Origin of the sequence: Rhizobium sp. Root1203 (assembly GCF_001424945.1) — a bacterium.
Classification (GTDB): Bacteria; Pseudomonadota; Alphaproteobacteria; order Rhizobiales; family Rhizobiaceae; genus Rhizobium.
This window is the reverse complement of the sequence record NZ_LMCW01000006.1, coordinates 22,426-38,994: the sequence shown is the minus strand read 5'-3', so window position 1 is coordinate 38,994 and position 16,569 is coordinate 22,426. Positions and strand designations below refer to the sequence as shown.

The following is a 16,569-nucleotide window of genomic DNA, read 5'->3' as shown; positions in this document are numbered from 1 at the left end:
CGCCCTAAAAAGGTTATGACTTGACCAATTTTGAATCGCTTGGTGTTTCCAAGCCGATCGTCGCCACACTTTTCCAGCTCGGCATCGAAACGCCGACCCCCATCCAGGAAAAGGCGATCCCGCTTCTTCTCGAAGGCCGTGATCTCATCGGCCTCGCCCAGACGGGCACCGGCAAGACCGCCGCGTTCGGTCTGCCGCTCATCGAAAAGCTTCTCCCGGAAGAACGCCGCCCCGACAATCGTACCACCCGTACGCTGATCCTGGCGCCGACCCGCGAGCTGGTGAACCAGATCGCCCAGAACCTGAAGAACTTCCTGCGCAAGTCGCACCTGCGCATCAACGTCGTCGTCGGCGGCGTCTCGATCAACAAGCAGCAGCTGCAGCTTGAAAAGGGCACCGACATTCTCGTTGCCACGCCAGGCCGCCTGCTCGACCTCGTCAATCGTCGCGCCATCGGCCTGACGGCCGTGCGCTATCTCGTACTCGACGAAGCCGACCAGATGCTCGACCTCGGCTTCGTGCACGACCTGCGCAAGATCTCCAAGATGGTGCCGAAGAAGCGCCAGACCATGCTGTTTTCGGCCACCATGCCGAAGGCGATCGCCGACCTCGCTGCCGACTTCCTGACCGACCCGGTCAAGGTCGAAGTGACGCCTCCCGGCAAGGCTGCCGACAAGGTTGAACAGTATGTTCACTTCGTCAACGGCAAGAACGACAAGACCGACCTCCTGAAGAAGTCGCTCTCCGAAAACCCCGATGGCCGCGCCATCGTCTTCCTGCGCACCAAGCATGGCGCCGAGAAGCTGATGAAGCACCTCGAGCATGTCGGCTATTCCGTTGCCTCGATCCACGGCAACAAGAGCCAGGGCCAGCGCGAACGCGCCCTGAAAGCTTTCAAGGACGGCGACATCAAGACGCTGATCGCCACCGACGTTGCCGCCCGCGGCATTGACATTCCGGCCGTCAGCCACGTCTACAACTACGACCTGCCGGAAGTTGCCGAAGCCTATGTCCACCGCATCGGCCGTACGGCTCGTGCTGGGCGTGACGGCATCGCGATCGCCTTCTGCGCGCCTGACGAGTCTCGCCTGCTGCGCGACATCGAGCGCCTGATGAGCATCAACATCGCGGTTGCCAGCGGCGAAGCGCCTGCCAACATGAACGCAACCCCGCGCCGCGCCAACAATGGCAACGGCGGCAACCGCGGCCAGGGCCGTGGCGGTGAAGGTCGTGGTGGTGAAGGCCGTGGCGAAGGCCACCGCGCAGGTGGCCGTCCAGAGCGTCGTCCCCGTCGCGAAGGCGAAGGCGGCGAAGTACGCGCCAACAACGAGGAACGTCGCGAGCGTCGTCCCCGTCCGGAGCGCCAGCCCCAGTCGCAGCGCAACGAGGATTTCCGCGGCCAGCGCCGTGGCGAAGCCGCACCGGTAACGGCAGGCCCTGATAACGATCTGGCAACGACGTCGGATTTCCGCGCAGCCGGTTCGGCCCGCAAGCCGCAGCGTCCCCAGCCGCATGGCAATAACGCCAATTCCGGCGACGCAAACCGTCATCATCCCGGCGCCGGCGCACGCAACGCGCATGGTCGCCCGGCCCGTAAGCCCGGCGAAGACCGCGGTGCGCAGGCCAATGGCGGCGAGCGCGGCGAACGTCGCGAAGGCAACGGCGGCAACCGCCGCGGCGGCCCCTCGCGCGGCGGCAACGGCGGCCAGCGCCGCGAACGCGCCTGATTTAGATGAAGGGCGGGAGAAATCCCGCCCTTCATCTTGCGCGTCCGACACCGGAAAACCTGGCTTTCTAGTTGGGCGACGCTGCTCAAAGGGATCGGAATCATGCCGGAAGCAGCAGCAATCGACAGCAAACGCGCCCCGGTCATCACGTCGGCAGAGCCGCAACTCTTCGTTTCCGACCTCGATATTGCATGCCGGTTCTATGTCCGGCAACTCGGGTTCCAGATCGCATTTTCCTACGGCGATCCGCCGTTTTATGCCCAGGTCTTTCGTGACGGCGGCCGCTTGAACTTGCGAAAGGTCGGCGTACCGCTTTTTGACGCCGGCTTCAGGGGCCGGGAGGTCGATGCCCTGTCAGCGACGCTGACGCTTGACGACCCGAAGCCGCTTTTCCTGGAGTACCAGGCGGCCGGCGTGTCGTTTCATCAGTCCTTGCGCACCGAGCCATGGGGCGCACGCACCTTCATCGTGCGGGATCCGGATGGCAACCTGATCGCCTTTTCCGGCAGTGGCACCTAGGTTCTCACCGTCGGCAAGCGGCTCCCGACACAGGCGAAGCGCTGGCATTCGTATCGAGCTTCATCGATGCCCGGCCAACGGCCGGCCGAAATTGAATCCCGTCGAGGGAGGAAAATAATCAGCTGCTCATGTTTTAAGCTGGTCAAATCAATTGACGGCGGAGACCGACACTCCAGATCTCTGTAAATGCCCAGTTTTTCGGCTGTTTTGATGGACGGGACGATCTTACGAATCTTCTCCTCCAACTGAGCATGGTTCTTGCATTGCAATTTGCGTTGTATTCAAATGAAGAAAAAAGGGGAGCCACACCTTTGGCATTTGATGAAATGATCACCGGGGACGAAAGTTCGCGTCAGCCATACGAGAAATACTTTGAGTGGTACAATAACCAAGATCGAGCGCATCTGATTGCCAAATCCCGCGACGCGGAGAACATCTTCCGGAAAACCGGCATTACCTTTGCGGTCTACGGCCATGCCGACTCCTCCGAAAAGCTCATTCCCTTCGACATCATCCCCCGCATCATCTCGGGCCGCGAATGGCGCAAGCTCGCACAGGGCATCGAACAGCGGGTCATCGCCCTCAACGCCTTCCTCGACGACATCTACCACAAGCAGGAAATCATCCGCGCCGGCCGCATCCCGCGAGAACTGATCGAGCGCAACGATACGTTCCTGCCTGAAATGATCGGCTTCCGCCCGCCCGGCGGCGTCTATACCCATATTGTCGGCACCGACATCGTGCGCACCGGCGAGGACCAGTTCTACGTGCTGGAAGACAACGCCCGTACGCCGTCCGGTGTCAGCTACATGCTGGAAAACCGGGAAACGATGATGCACATGTTCCCAGAGCTGTTCCACGAAAACAAGGTTCGCCCGGTCGAGGACTATCCCTACCTGCTGCGCCAGAGCCTGGCCTCGCTGGCGCCTCCGGGCTGCAAGGGCAAGCCGCGCGTCGCGGTGCTGACACCCGGCATCTACAATTCGGCTTACTACGAGCATTCGTTCCTGGCCGATACGATGGGCGTCGAGCTCGTCGAAGGCTCGGATCTGCGCGTCATCGATGGCAAGGTGAAGATGCGCACGACACGCGGCTACGAGGCGATCGATGTCCTCTACCGTCGCGTCGACGACGATTTCCTCGATCCCCTGACCTTCCGTGCGGATTCGGCTCTTGGCATTCCCGGCATCATGGACGTCTACCGCTCGGGTAACATCACCATTGCCAACGCGCCGGGCACCGGCATCTGCGACGACAAGGCGATCTATTCCTATATGCCCGAGATCGTCGAGTTCTACACAGGCCGCAAGGCGATTCTGGAAAACGTCCCGACCTGGCGCTGTTCGGAGGATTCCAGCCTGAAATACGTGCTGGAACACCTGGAAGAGCTCGTCGTCAAGGAAGTCCACGGCTCTGGCGGCTACGGCATGCTGGTCGGCCCGACAGCCTCCAGGAAGGAACGCGCGGAGTTCGCCGAAAAGCTCAAGGCGCGGCCGAACAATTACATCGCCCAGCCGACGCTCTCCCTCTCCACGGTTCCGATCCTTGTCAACAAGGGCATCGCGCCACGCCACGTGGATCTTCGCCCCTATGTTCTGGTGTCCGACAAGGTCCAGATCATTCCAGGCGGACTGACGCGGGTGGCACTCAAGCAAGGCTCCCTCGTGGTCAATTCCAGCCAGGGCGGCGGCACAAAAGATACCTGGGTATTGGAGGACTGATGCTCGGAAGAACTGCAAACGGGCTCTACTGGATGTTTCGTTACATCGAGCGCGCCGAGAACATCGCGCGCCTTATCGATGCCGGTCTGCGCATGTCGCTGACCAGGGCGAGCGGATCCGGCGACGACAACTGGGACGGCGTGCTGCAAAGCGCCGGTGTTCGCGAAGCCTATGACGAAAGTCACGGCAAGCTCACCAGCGCCGATGCGATTGACTATCTGCTGCGCGATCGCTCGAACTCCTCGAGCGTCATGTCCTGCGTGGATTACGGGCGCAACAATGCCCGCATGGTGCGCACGGCGCTCACCCGGGAAACATGGGAAGCAACGAACGAGTTCTGGATCGAACTCAAGGCTCTGTTGTCCAGACGGCTAAAGCCCGCCGAGATGCCGGAAGCGATCGACGCTATCAAGCACCGTGCCGGCCTGATCCGCGGCGCGCTGCACGGTTCCATGCTGCGCAACGAGCTCTATAATTTCGCCCGCATCGGCACCTTCATTGAACGTGCGGACAACACCAGCCGCATTCTCGACGTGAAATACTATGTTCTGCTGCCGGCCGTTTCCGCCGTCGGGACCTCGATCGACAACGTCCAGTGGGAATCGATCCTGCGCTCGGTTTCCGCCCACCGCTCCTACAGCTGGGCATACGACGGCGAATACCGCGCCATGAACATCGCCGACTTCCTGATCCTCAATGGCCAGATGCCGCGTTCGCTCGCCTACTGCTACGAAAAGATCGTCAGCGAACTCGGCTATCTCGCCAAGGACTACGGCGAGCGGCTGCCCGCCCACGATACGGCCGATACCATTCGCAAGACGCTGCAGACCAGCGCCATCAAGGACATCATGGATCAGGGCCTGCACGAATTCCTGGAGGACTTCGTTACACGCAACAACCAGCTCGGCATGGAAATTTCCGACGGTTACCGGTTCTACGTATAGGCGGGTCACGAATGAGACTGAAGATTAGCCACGTCACTGAATACCGTTACGACGAGCCCGCTGCATTTTCGCTGCAGCGGTTGCGGCTGACGCCCCGGACCGTGGCCGGGCAGTCGACCCTCAACTGGACGCTGCGCGTCGAGGGCGCCAAGCCCGAGGTCGAGTATGACGATCAGTTCGGCAACCATGTCAACCTCGTCTCCCTGCAGGGCGAACAGCAGGTGACGCGCATCGTTGCGGAAGGGGAAGTCGAGACGGAAGACCGAAACGGGGTCATCGGCCCGCACACCGGCTTTTGTCCGCTGTGGCTGTTCCTGCGCGACACGCCGCTAACGAAGCCGGGCAAGCTCGTCAGGGAATTGATCAAGGGTGTCAACGGCGACAACGACCTTGCGAGGATACACGCGCTGATGGCAGCCATCCACGATCAGGTGGACTACCGGCCGGGCACCAGCAACACTGACACCACGGCGGAGCAGGCGCTGGAGAAGAAGAGCGGCGTCTGCCAGGATCACGCGCATATCTTCGTGACGGCCGCGAGAGCCCTGCAGATACCGTCCCGTTACATCTCCGGTTACCTGATGATGGAAGAGAAGATCGAGCAGGCAGCCACCCATGCGTGGGCCGAGGCTCACATTCCCGGGCTTGGCTGGGTCGGCTTCGATCCTGCCAACAAGATCTGCCCGGACGAACGCTACGTGCGTGTCGCCACGGGGCTCTGCTACAAGGACGCCGCCCCTGTTTCCGGCATGCGGATCGGCACGCCGGGCGAAAAGCTCGATGTGGTCGTCAAGGTCGAAGACCAGGGGCAAATGCAGAGCCAGACCCAGAGCTGAACTGCGGCTGCGCCGGCGTGGCGTCGTTGACCGCGATCTCATCGGTGACGACCTCGAACTGCGCAAGCGTCGCCGGGCCGAATGCCGTTGAAAGGGCGACGTCCGTGGCATCGCGGCCGGTCGCCATCAGGATGCGCCCGATGCGAGGCGTGTTGTGTCGAGCGTCCACCGTATGCCAGTGCCCGCCCAGATAGACCTCGAACCATGCGCTGAAATCCATCGGCGCCGGATCCCTGGGCACACCTATATCGCCGAGATAGCCGGTACAATAGCGCGCCGGGATGTTCATGCAGCGGCAAAGCGTGATCGCGAGATGCGCAAAGTCGCGGCAGACACCTGTCCTGTCGGTATAACCGCCATAGGCGGTCCGCAGCAGATCGGCGTTCATGTAGTCGAACCTGATATGGCCATGGACGAAATCTGCGATGGCCTGGACCCGCTGCCAGCCCTGTGGCGTGTTCGAAAAGGTCGCCCAGGCGAAATCGGCCAAGCGGTCGGTATCGCAATAGCGGCTGCCGAGCAGGAACACGAGCACGTCGTCGGGGAGGTCCTTGATCTCGTGCTGCGCAGCGTTCAGAGGCACCACGTCAGGCTGACCGGTATCGTAGATATCGAATTCGGTCGAAATCGTCGTCAATCCGGCCGGCGCCACGATGCGCGCGCAGGCATTGCCGAAATTGTCCGTGTATCCCCACGCATCGATCGGCTGATTGAACGAAATCACCTGCTCGGTCAGCAGATCGCCCCGCCGCGAGGGATGAATGTTGAGGACCAGGAGCATCGGCGTTGGCTGCACACATTGATAGCCTATCGTGAAACCAGCGCGGATCTTCATCGTGTTTCCTTTGCAGAGCAACGCCGCCGATCGGCAGGCTATCAGGGAACGTCAGGGGAGCCGATGAGTTCCATGCCGATTGGCAAGCATCTCATGGCTCGGTGGTCACGTTGACCTGAACGACCATGTCGTCGAAGTCCTCGGCATTTCCGTCATAGCTGCCCCAGAGGGGAATTGCCTGGCGCGGATCGCGCGCAACGCCGACGCGGATCAGGTCGCGATTGCCGACGATCCCGTTCGTCGGATCGAATTCGACCCAGCCGGCGCCCGGGAGATAGACCTGGCACCATGCATGCGTGGAACCGCCGCCGAGCGTCGTCGAACCATCGCGATCCGGAACGTAGATATAGCCGGTCACGAAACGGGCGGCAAAGCCGAGCGAACGGGCGGCCTCCATCATGAGGAGAGCGAAGTCGCGGCATGTGCCCTGCCGCCGCTGCAAAGTCTGGATCGGCGTCTGCGTCCCTCGCTCGACGCGGCGGGCATAGACGAAGCTCTGGCGAATCGCGAAGCAGAGCGTCATCAGCACGTGACCGGTCTGTCCCGTGGCGCCGGCGCCGACGAACTGCTGTGCCCATTGGGCGACCTCGCCATTGGGATCGTCATAGTAGCGGGCGATCGTGCAGACGAGGTCGGGCTTCTCCTCCTCGTCGTATGAGAAAGGGTACGTCAGTGCCTCGCTGTCGATTTCGAATTCGATCGGAACCTGCGGCGTATGGTCGAGGCGGATATTGGTTTCGAACCGCAAGTGATCCGAAGGCCCATTCATATCCACCAATGCAATGCAATTGCCGAAGACGTCGTGGATCCAGCGCACCTGGGCAGGTTCAGGCTCGATCGTCATCGTCGCATCCAGAAGGCGCTGATCGAAACTGTCGCGCGGCCGAAACAGAACGCGATGCTGCCCGAAGGCCACCGGTCGTTTGTATGAATAGTGAGTGATGTGCCTGACGGAATAAACGGTCATGGTGCCCCTCGTCCGCCGCGGTCCGAAAATAGCCGTCATCCCCAGTCTAGCGCAATTCCCGCAACCGTGCGCAGCGGTTTTAAGTCCGGAATCGCGCAGGAACGAAAAGAAATGCCCTAGTCGAATTCTGGCACTTGCCCCGACTGAAACAGGATGACGGACGGACCCTGCTCGCCGATGGCGACATTTGCCTCGCGGCACCAGACGACCACGCCCGCATAATCGTTGACCAGCGTCTGGGCGACATAAACGGCCGTATCCTCTCCCTTCATCTGCCGCGGCTCGAACGCCGGAACCAGCCTGCCATTGTCGTCACGATTGAACGCGCTGAGCACGATCAGTTTTCTAATTCCGGGCATGGCACGCACCCTCCTCCCGCCATAACGGAAGCGCCCCCGAATTCGTTCCGGAAGAACTGTCCTGCATGCAAAGAAAAGGTGTTTCCCCGCTGGACCGCGGGAAAATTTCCTGGACGAAGTGTCGAATTCCGATCCGGCTTTTCGTCTATATAATGAAGGCAGGGCAACGGGCCTGCCCGAACACTGCTGCAGGAGGAGTCATGACGCAGTACCTGGTTGCTATTCACCACCCCGACGACTACGACCCGTCCGTCGCGGAGGACGAAGCGATGCACAGCGATATCGACGCGCTCAACGATGAAATGCTGGCTGCCGGTGTCCGTATTTTCGTTGGCGGCCTTCACCCGGCAAGCAGAGCGAAGTCGTTGCGGAGGCAGCGCAACGGTGAGGTGTTCGTCACCGACGGCCCGTACCTGGAGACCAAGGAGCACATAGGCGGGTTTTGGGTGCTGGAAGCCTCTGATCTGGAAGAGGCGCTTGCATGGGGACGCAAGGCCGCCATCGCCTGCCGCGCGCCGGTCGAGGTGCGCCCCTTTCACTGACGACGTTGATGTGGCGTTTTGCGAGGCCGCCTGGCTACGGCAGCTTGCCTCTCGCGGCCACCATTCCCCTCCTTGTGGCAGAAATCCGGCATGTTCAATTCCCTGAACAAAAGGAACTCTTGTCACCGGCAACGCATTCATTGCCGTGAGGATCAGCTCCAGAACGGGATGTCGGAATCTCGTTTAGCCAGCCGTCTTCAAGACAGGAAGCTATGGAGAACAACGATGACCATCACGATCACAGCCTTTGCACGGTCTCCCGATCGCGGCAGGGGTCTGGCGCGCGACATGCGCGTGCGATGGGCGCTCGAAGAAGTGGGCCAGCCCTACGACGTTCGACTTCTTTCGTTCAAGGCGATGAAAGAGCCCGCGCATCTCGCACTTCATCCTTTCGGGCAGATTCCGACCTACGAAGAAGCCGATCTCGCCCTGTTCGAATCCGGGGCCATCGTATTCCATATCGCGGAGCGCCACGCAGGCCTGCTGCCGGACGATGCGAATGCTCGGGCGCGTGCGATCACATGGATGTTTGCCGCGCTCACCACAATGGAGCCGACGATTGTCGATCGCGAAATGGCCAGGCTCCTGGAGCGCCACGAGACCTGGTACGAGCAGCGGCTGCGTCTTATCGAGGAACGCATCCGCAAGCGGCTGAGCGAACTCTCCGTCCGACTTGGCGATACCGACTGGCTCGACGGCGATTTCAGCGCCGGTGACCTTCAGATGGTATCCGTGCTGTTCAGGTTGAAAGGATCGGGTATGCTGGATGAATATCCGAACCTGTCCGCCTACGTCGCCCGCGGCGAAGGGCGGCCCGCCTACAAGCGTGCGTTCGACGCGCAGCTGGCCGTTTTCGCCGCCGCGTCGACCGGCTGACAGCAAGAAGGCGGAGCTTTCGCCCCGCCTTTCAAAACACACAAGCGCTGGTGACGCCTCAGTGGCTGTCGCGGTTCAACGGAATGTCCGAGCCGCGCGGGCCGACCAGGAAGTCGAGATCGGCACCGGCATCGGCCTGCATGACCGTGTTGATGTAGAGCTTGCCGTAGCCGCCTGTGATCGGCATGTGCGGCTTGACCCACGCCGCACGGCGCTTCGCCAGTTCCTCGTCGGAGACCTGGAGCTGGATCGTGCGCGCGGGAACGTCGACCGAGATCATGTCGCCGTTCTGCACCAGCGCCAGCGGTCCGCCTTCGGCAGCTTCCGGTGCGGTATGCAGGATGACGGTGCCGTAGGCGGTACCGGACATGCGCGCATCCGAGATGCGGATCATGTCCTTGACGCCCTTCTTCAGCACCTTCGGCGGAAGGCCCATGTTGCCGACTTCGGCCATGCCGGGGTAACCCTTCGGGCCGCAGTACTTGAGAACCATGATGCAGGTCTCGTCGATGTCGAGATCGTCCTTGTTGATGCGTGCATGGTAGTCTTCGATGCTTTCGAAGACGACGGCGCGGCCGGTATGCTGCATCAGATGCGGAGACGCTGCGGAAGGCTTGAGTACGGCCCCCTTCGGGGCGAGGTTACCGCGAAGAACGGCAATGCCGCCCGACTGCGTCAGCGCCTTTTCGCGCGGAACGATGACGTCGTCATTGTAGTTCACGACATCCTTGACGCCATTCCAGATGCTGTCGCCGGTGACGGTGATCGCGTCCTTGTGCAGCAGGCCCATTTCGCCAACCGCCTTGATGACGACCGGAAGACCCCCCGCATAATAGAACTCTTCCATCAGGTGCTTGCCCGACGGCTGCAGGTTGACGATCGTCGGCACGTCGCGGCCGAGCCGGTCCCAGTCGTCGAGCGACAGGTCCACGCCGATACGGCCGGCAAGCGCCAGGAGGTGGAGAACGGCATTGGTGGAACCGCCGACGGCTCCGTTGACGCGGATGGCGTTCTCGAAGGCTTCCTTGGTCAGGATGTCAGAGGGCTTCAGGTCCTCCTTGACCATGTCGACGATCCGGCGGCCCGAGAGCTGCGAGATCACCCGGCGACGGGCGTCGACAGCCGGAATGGCCGCATTGCCGGGAAGCGTCATGCCCAGCGCCTCGGCCATCGACGCCATCGTCGAGGCGGTGCCCATGGTCATGCAGCTGCCGGCCGAGCGAGCCATGCCCTGTTCGGCGTCCATGAACTCGTCGAGCGACATTTCGCCTGATTTGACCATTTCCGAGAACTGCCAGATGGCCGTACCCGAACCGACATCCTTGCCGCGCCACTTGCCGTTGAGCATAGGGCCACCGGACACGAGAATGACGGGAATATCGACGGACGCAGCGCCCATCAGGAGGCTCGGCGTGGTCTTGTCGCAGCCGCCGAGCAGCACGACGCCGTCGACCGGGTTGCCCCGGATCGCCTCTTCGACGTCCATTGCTGCCAGGTTGCGGAACATCATCGCGGTCGGGCGAAGCGTGCTTTCGCCGACGGAGAACACGGGAAACTCGACCGGGAACCCGCCGGCCTCGTAGACGCCGCGCTTGACGCGCTCGGCGAGGTCTCGGAGATGCGCGTTGCACGGCGTCAGCTCCGACCAGGTATTACAGATGCCGATGATCGGGCGACCGTCGAACGTATCGGCCGGAAGGCCCTGGTTCTTCATCCAGGAGCGATGCATGATCGCATTCTTGCCGGTGCCGCCGAACCAGTCGTACGAACGCAGCCTGCGCGGCCATTCAGCTTTCTTTTTCATTATTTTGCCTTTTGGGAGACCCCGAGCCGCCCTCGCGACGGCCCGGATCGTCAGACGGTCGTTAGGCCAGCGTGTAGGCGGTCTTGACGGTCGTGTAGAACTCGGCAGCGTACTTGCCCTGCTCGCGCGGACCATAGGATGAGCCCTTGCGGCCACCGAACGGAACGTGGAAGTCGACGCCTGCGGTCGGCAGGTTGACCATGACCATGCCGGCTTCGGCATTGCGCTTGAAGTGCGTGGCGTGCTTCAGGCTCGTCGTCGCGATGCCGGAGGACAGGCCGAACGGCGTGTCGTTGGCAGTCGCCAGCGCCTCTTCGTAGTCCTTGACCCGGATAACGGAGACGACGGGTCCGAAGATCTCTTCGCGCGAGATCCGCATCTGGTTGGTCGCCTCGGTAAACAGCGTCGGCTGCAGATAGAAGCCGGGCGTGTCGCGGGTGATCAGTTCGCCGCCGAAGGCGAGCTTGGCGCCTTCCTTTTTGCCGATCTCGATGTAGTCGGTATCGGTCTTCAGCTGGCGCTCATCGACCACGGGGCCGACATGCGTGCCGGGCTTCATGGCGTGATCCACGACGATGGTCTTGAGCTTCTCCGTCAGCGCCGCGACGAACCTGTCGTGGATGCCCTCGGTAACGATCAGGCGCGACGACGCGGTGCAGCGCTGGCCGGTCGAGAAGAAGCCGGAATTGGCGGCTGCTTCGACGGCAACGTTGAGATCGGCGTCATCGAGAACCACCATCGGGTTCTTGCCGCCCATTTCGAGCTGGAACTTGCGGTTATGCTCGAGTGAGGAAACGGCAACGCGCTTGCCGGTGCCGGTGGAACCGGTGAAGGTGATGCCGGCGATATCAGGGCTGTCGAGCATGGCCTGGCCGACGACCGAGCCCTTGCCCATGACCAAATTCAGGACGCCCTTCGGGAGGCCGGCGCGATGCAGGATATCGACGATGGCCCAGGAGCAGGCCGGAACGAGTTCGGCCGGCTTGAAAACGATGGTGTTGCCGTAGCAAAGCGCAGGCGCGATCTTCCAGGCAGGGATGGCGATCGGGAAGTTCCATGGCGTGATGATGCCGATGACGCCGAGCGGGTCACGGGTAATCTCGACGCCCACGTTCGGACGCACGGACGGGATAACTTCGCCGGCAAGACGTAGCGCTTCGCCCGCGAAGAATTCGAAGATCTGCGATGCGCGGATAGTCTCGCCGATCGCTTCCGGCAGGGTCTTGCCCTCCTCGCGCGCCAGCAGCGCACCGAGCTCGTCCTTGCGGGCCATGATCTCGTCGCCGGCCTTCTTCAGGATGACGTGACGTTCCCAGATGCCGGAGCGCGACCATGCGGGGAAAGCAGCCTTGGCTGCGGCGATGGCATTCTTCGTGTCTTCAGCCGAACCGTCCGCATAGAGGCCGACAACTTCGTTGGTATCGGATGGATTGATGTTCTTCGTCGCGTTGGTGCCGATCCACTCGCCGGCGATCAGGTTCTGATAAATGGTCATGGGCTGAACAAGCCTCCTTTACCGTTTACGAAAGAATGGCCCGGTCGCGCAGGCGGCCAGACCATGAGAAATCTAGAGCTGCTTGACGACGATGTCTTCTTCGGCGTCGACGGCAAGCGGATTGCGCAGAGGCAGGCCGAACTCGGCGACTTCGATTTCGAAGACGTCGCCCTCTTCCGCCTTGATGCCCTCGGCGAACGACAGCGTTGCCGTACCGAACATGTGGACGTGAACGTCGCCGGGCACGCGGAACAAGCCGTATTTGAAGTGGTGATATTCGAGGTTCGCAAAGGTGTGAGACATATTCGCCTCGCCCGACAGGAACGGCTTTTCGAAAATCACCTTGTCGCCACGCTTGATGCGCGAGGTGCCGCGGATATCGTCCGGGGCAGCGCCGATGCGGATTTCAGGTCCGAAGCTTGCCGGACGCAGCTTGGAATGCGCGAGGTAGAGATAGTTGATCCGCTCGGTGACGTGGTCGGAAAATTCGTTGGACAGCGCAAAGCCGACGCGGAACGGCGTGCCGTCTTCCGATATCACGTAGATGCCCGCCATCTCCGGCTCTTCGCCGCCATCGAGCGCGAAGGACGGAGAGACGAGCGGCGCGCCGGGAGCCGTCGAGCCATATCCGTTGCCCTTGTAGAACCACTCGGGCTGCACACCCTTCTCGCCTGATTTCGGCTTCCCGTTCTCAAGGCCCATCTTGAACATCTTCATGGAGTCGGTGAGGGTTTCCTCTGCCGCCTCGGAGGTCTTCTTGTGCATGGAATCGCGCGTTGCCGCCGAGCCCAGATGGGTCAGACCGGTGCCCGTCAGATGCAGGTGCGCCGCATCTGGATGCGTCATTGGAGACAGGAAGCGGCCTTCGGCATAGGCCTTGTCGAGATCGACCGCATCGCCGAGGCCATGCGCCTCTATCACCTGCAACAGCGACTTGCCGCTGTTTGCGGATTCCATGGCCAGCGCGTAGACGCTGCCGGCGTTATTGACGGCTTTCGCGGTACCGCCCGGCTCGCGCACGGCGACGACAATCTCTCCGTTCGAACCCTTGATCTGCGAAATAAGCACGGTCTTCATCCTTTTTAGATAGCGCGGAAAATGCTCCGCCTCTCCGGCTCCCGAAGGAGCCGGATCGGAAGGTTCATACGACGGCGAATGCTCGGCTGGCGCTTGGCGCTTAGCCCTTGTTCTTGTTGTAAACGTCGAAGAAGACGGCAGCGAGAAGCACCAGTCCCTTGACCATCTGCTGGAAATCGATGCCGAGGCCGACGATCGACATGCCGTTGTTCATGACGCCCATGATGAACGCGCCGATGACGGCACCGGTGATCTTGCCAACGCCGCCGGATGCCGAAGCACCGCCGATGAAGCACGCCGCGATCACGTCGAGCTCGAAGCCGACGCCGGCCTTCGGCGTTGCCGAATTCAGGCGGGCCGCGATGATCATGCCGGCGAGACCGGCCAGAACGCCCATGTTGACGAAGGTGAAGAAGCTGAGGCGCTCGGTGTTGATACCGGAGAGCTTGGTGGCCTTTTCATTGCCGCCCATGGCGTAGATGCGGCGGCCGATCGTGGTACGGCGCGTGACGAACGCGTAGGCCGCGATCAGCACGAGCATGACGACGAGAACGTTCGGGAGGCCCTTGTAGCTTGACAGCTGATAGCCGAGGAACAGGATCGCCAACGAAAGAATAACGTTCTGCGCGATGAAAAAACTCGTAGGCTCGACGTCGATGCCGTGGCTTTCGTTCACCTTGCGGCGACGCCAGGCGAGATAGAAGAGCACCGCGGGAATAATCAGGGTCAGGATCAACGAGGTCGAATGCAGCGGAATGCCGCCGAAATCGATCATCTGGCCGGGAAGAAAGCCCGTCGAGATAACCTGGAAATCCTTCGGGAACGGGCCGATGTTCTTGCCGCCAAGCACGAACAGCGTCAGTCCGCGGAAGACAAGCATGCCGGCAAGCGTCACGATGAAGGCCGGAATGCGGTGATACGCGATCCAGTATCCCTGCGCCGCGCCGATGGCGCCGCCGATGATCAGGCAGAGAATACCCGCCAGCACGAAGTTCATCTGCCAGTTGACGGTCATGATGGCCGCCACGGCGCCGACGAAGGCGACGATCGAACCGACCGAAAGGTCGATATGGCCGGCCACGATGACGAGCAGCATGCCGAGCGCCATGATGACGATGAACGAGTTCTGCAGAACGAGGTTTGTCAGGTTGACCGGCTTGAACAGAATGCCGCCGGTATAGAACTGGAAGAACACCATGATCGCGACCAGCGCGATGAGCATGCCGTATTCACGGATATTGCTGCGGATGTAGTCCGTAACGGAAACGACGTTGCTTTCCTCGGTGGCAGCTGAAGGGTTGACCGGAGTCATTGTTTCTTCTCCCCTGAGCGCATGATAGCGCGCATGATGGTTTCTTGGCTCGCCTCTCCCTTTGGCAGTTCCGCAACGATACGTCCTTCATTCATGACGTAGATGCGGTCGCACGTGCCAAGCAGTTCCGGCATTTCCGATGAGATCATCAGAACGCCCTTACCATCGGCGGCGAGCTGGTTGATGATAGTATAGATTTCGTATTTTGCACCGACATCAATACCGCGCGTGGGTTCGTCGAGGATCAATATGTCAGGATCGGAGAACAGCCACTTGGACAGAACCACTTTTTGCTGGTTTCCGCCCGAAAGATTGACGGCTTCCTGGAAGATGCTGGAGCTGCGGATACGCAGTTTCGTGCGATAATCCGATGCGATCTTGGATTCCTTGATGCTGTCGATCACCGTTCCGCTCGAAACGCCGGCAAGATTGGCGAGCGTCGTATTGTGGACGATATTCTCGCCAAGCACGAGGCCGAGATGCTTGCGGTCTTCCGTGACATAGGCCAGGCCGGCGTCGATCGCCTTGCGGACGGTACTCACATCGACCTTCTTGCCGTCCATGAAGACGTCGCCGGTGATTTTGTGGCCGTAGGATTTGCCGAATACGCTCATCGCGAATTCGGTGCGGCCAGCGCCCATCAGACCCGCGATGCCGACCACTTCGCCCTTGCGGACGTTGATGTTGATGTCGTGCAGAACCTGGCGATCACGGTGATGCTGGTGAAAGGCGTTCCAGTTCTTCACCTCGAGGATCGTCTCGCCGATCGGCACGGAGCGCGGCGGGTAGCGATCGGCGAGTTCGCGGCCCACCATGTTCTTGATGATGATGTCTTCGCTGATCTCTTCGGTACGACAGTCGAGCGTCTTGACCGTCATGCCGTCGCGCAGAACCGTGATCTGGTCGGCGACCTTGCGCACTTCGTTGAGCTTGTGCGTGATGATGATCGAGGTCAGGCCCTGGTTGCGGAACTCGATCAGAAGATCGAGCAGCGCGTCGGAATCCTTTTCGTTGAGCGAAGCCGTCGGCTCATCGAGGATGAGGAGCTTCACGCTTTTCGACAGCGCCTTGGCGATCTCGACCAGCTGCTGCTTGCCGACCCCGATGTCCGTCACGAGCGTCTCGGGGGATTCCTTCAGGCCGACCTTGCCAAGCAATTGCTTCGTGCGGTTGAAGGCTTCCTGCCACTTGATGATGCCGTTGTGCGCGACTTCGTTGCCGAGGAAGATATTTTCGGCGATCGACAGGAGCGGTACGAGCGCCAGCTCCTGGTGGATGATGACGATGCCGATCTCTTCAGAGTCCTTCAGGACCTTGAAGTTGCGGACGTCACCCTCATAGACGATATCGCCGTCATAGGTGCCGGCGGGGTAAACGCCGGAAAGAACTTTCATAAGGGTCGACTTACCGGCCCCGTTTTCGCCCACCAATGCATGGATTTCACCCTGCCGAACCTTGAGGTTCACATTCTCAAGCGCTTTTACGCCCGGGAACGTCTTGGTGATGTTCCGCATTTCGAGGATTGTATTGTCCATAGTCAATATCCAACGCCAGC

The 16,569-nt window shown here is 61.1% G+C and carries 15 protein-coding genes; 7 read left to right on the top strand and 8 right to left on the bottom strand.

The window, feature by feature from the left end:
* The first annotated feature begins 20 nt into the window (after positions 1-20).
* The 5 genes from ASC97_RS06780 (at position 21) to ASC97_RS06760 (ending at position 5,747) form a co-directional block, all read left to right on the top strand.
* Entirely contained in the window at positions 21-1,727 is a 1,707-nt protein-coding gene (locus ASC97_RS06780) for a DEAD/DEAH box helicase (RefSeq protein ID WP_057467591.1), read from the top strand.
* Between the two features lie 102 nt (positions 1,728-1,829).
* Positions 1,830-2,246, top strand: coding sequence for a VOC family protein (locus ASC97_RS06775; protein ID WP_057467687.1), 417 nt, complete (start codon positions 1,830-1,832; stop codon positions 2,244-2,246).
* Between the two features lie 311 nt (positions 2,247-2,557).
* A complete protein-coding gene (locus tag ASC97_RS06770; RefSeq protein WP_057467590.1) occupies positions 2,558-3,967 on the top strand; it encodes a circularly permuted type 2 ATP-grasp protein in 1,410 nt (469 codons plus the stop codon).
* Complete coding sequence (locus ASC97_RS06765) at positions 3,967-4,911, top strand: alpha-E domain-containing protein (RefSeq protein ID WP_057467589.1); 945 nt, start codon at positions 3,967-3,969, stop codon at positions 4,909-4,911. The genes ASC97_RS06770 and ASC97_RS06765 overlap by 1 nt, the downstream gene beginning before the upstream one ends.
* A gap of 11 nt (positions 4,912-4,922) precedes the next feature.
* Positions 4,923-5,747, top strand: a complete 825-nt coding sequence (locus tag ASC97_RS06760; RefSeq protein ID WP_057467588.1) for a transglutaminase family protein — start codon at positions 4,923-4,925, stop codon at positions 5,745-5,747.
* On the opposite strand, the gene ASC97_RS06755 is transcribed toward ASC97_RS06760, so the two are convergent.
* The 3 genes from ASC97_RS06755 to ASC97_RS06745 form a co-directional block, all read right to left on the bottom strand.
* Positions 5,701-6,582, bottom strand: a complete 882-nt coding sequence (locus tag ASC97_RS06755) for a transglutaminase-like domain-containing protein (RefSeq protein WP_082529894.1) — start codon at positions 6,580-6,582, stop codon at positions 5,701-5,703. The two genes, ASC97_RS06760 and ASC97_RS06755, sit on opposite strands and share 47 nt — an antisense overlap.
* A gap of 91 nt (positions 6,583-6,673) precedes the next feature.
* Positions 6,674-7,549, bottom strand: a complete 876-nt coding sequence (locus ASC97_RS06750) for a transglutaminase family protein (RefSeq protein ID WP_057467587.1) — start codon at positions 7,547-7,549, stop codon at positions 6,674-6,676.
* A gap of 116 nt (positions 7,550-7,665) precedes the next feature.
* Positions 7,666-7,908 (bottom strand): hypothetical protein, encoded by a 243-nt coding sequence (locus tag ASC97_RS06745; protein ID WP_057467586.1) that lies wholly within the window; start codon positions 7,906-7,908, stop codon positions 7,666-7,668.
* A gap of 200 nt (positions 7,909-8,108) precedes the next feature.
* Here ASC97_RS06745 and ASC97_RS06740 point away from each other — a divergent pair, with 200 nt between their 5' ends.
* Together ASC97_RS06740 and ASC97_RS06735 are read left to right on the top strand one after the other, a co-directional pair.
* The gene (locus ASC97_RS06740) at positions 8,109-8,450 is read left to right on the top strand and encodes a YciI family protein (protein WP_057467585.1); all 342 of its coding nucleotides are present in this window, start codon (positions 8,109-8,111) and stop codon (positions 8,448-8,450) included.
* Positions 8,451-8,675: 225 nt separating this feature from the next.
* Positions 8,676-9,326, top strand: a complete 651-nt coding sequence (locus tag ASC97_RS06735; RefSeq protein WP_057467584.1) for a glutathione S-transferase family protein — start codon at positions 8,676-8,678, stop codon at positions 9,324-9,326.
* 58 nt (positions 9,327-9,384) lie between these two features.
* On the opposite strand, the gene araD is transcribed toward ASC97_RS06735, so the two are convergent.
* The 5 genes from araD to mmsA form a co-directional block, all read right to left on the bottom strand.
* A complete protein-coding gene (gene araD / locus ASC97_RS06730) occupies positions 9,385-11,130 on the bottom strand; it encodes an L-arabinonate dehydratase (protein WP_057467583.1) in 1,746 nt (581 codons plus the stop codon).
* Positions 11,131-11,191: 61 nt separating this feature from the next.
* Complete coding sequence (locus ASC97_RS06725; RefSeq protein ID WP_057467582.1) at positions 11,192-12,625, bottom strand: aldehyde dehydrogenase family protein; 1,434 nt, start codon at positions 12,623-12,625, stop codon at positions 11,192-11,194.
* A 72-nt stretch (positions 12,626-12,697) separates the two neighbouring features.
* A complete protein-coding gene (gene araD1 / locus ASC97_RS06720; protein ID WP_057467686.1) occupies positions 12,698-13,693 on the bottom strand; it encodes an AraD1 family protein in 996 nt (331 codons plus the stop codon).
* Between the two features lie 109 nt (positions 13,694-13,802).
* The gene (gene mmsB, locus ASC97_RS06715) at positions 13,803-15,014 is read right to left on the bottom strand and encodes a multiple monosaccharide ABC transporter permease (protein WP_057467581.1); all 1,212 of its coding nucleotides are present in this window, start codon (positions 15,012-15,014) and stop codon (positions 13,803-13,805) included.
* A complete protein-coding gene (gene mmsA / locus ASC97_RS06710; RefSeq protein WP_057467580.1) occupies positions 15,011-16,549 on the bottom strand; it encodes a multiple monosaccharide ABC transporter ATP-binding protein in 1,539 nt (512 codons plus the stop codon). The genes mmsB and mmsA overlap by 4 nt, the downstream gene beginning before the upstream one ends.
* Positions 16,550-16,569: the final 20 nt, after the last annotated feature.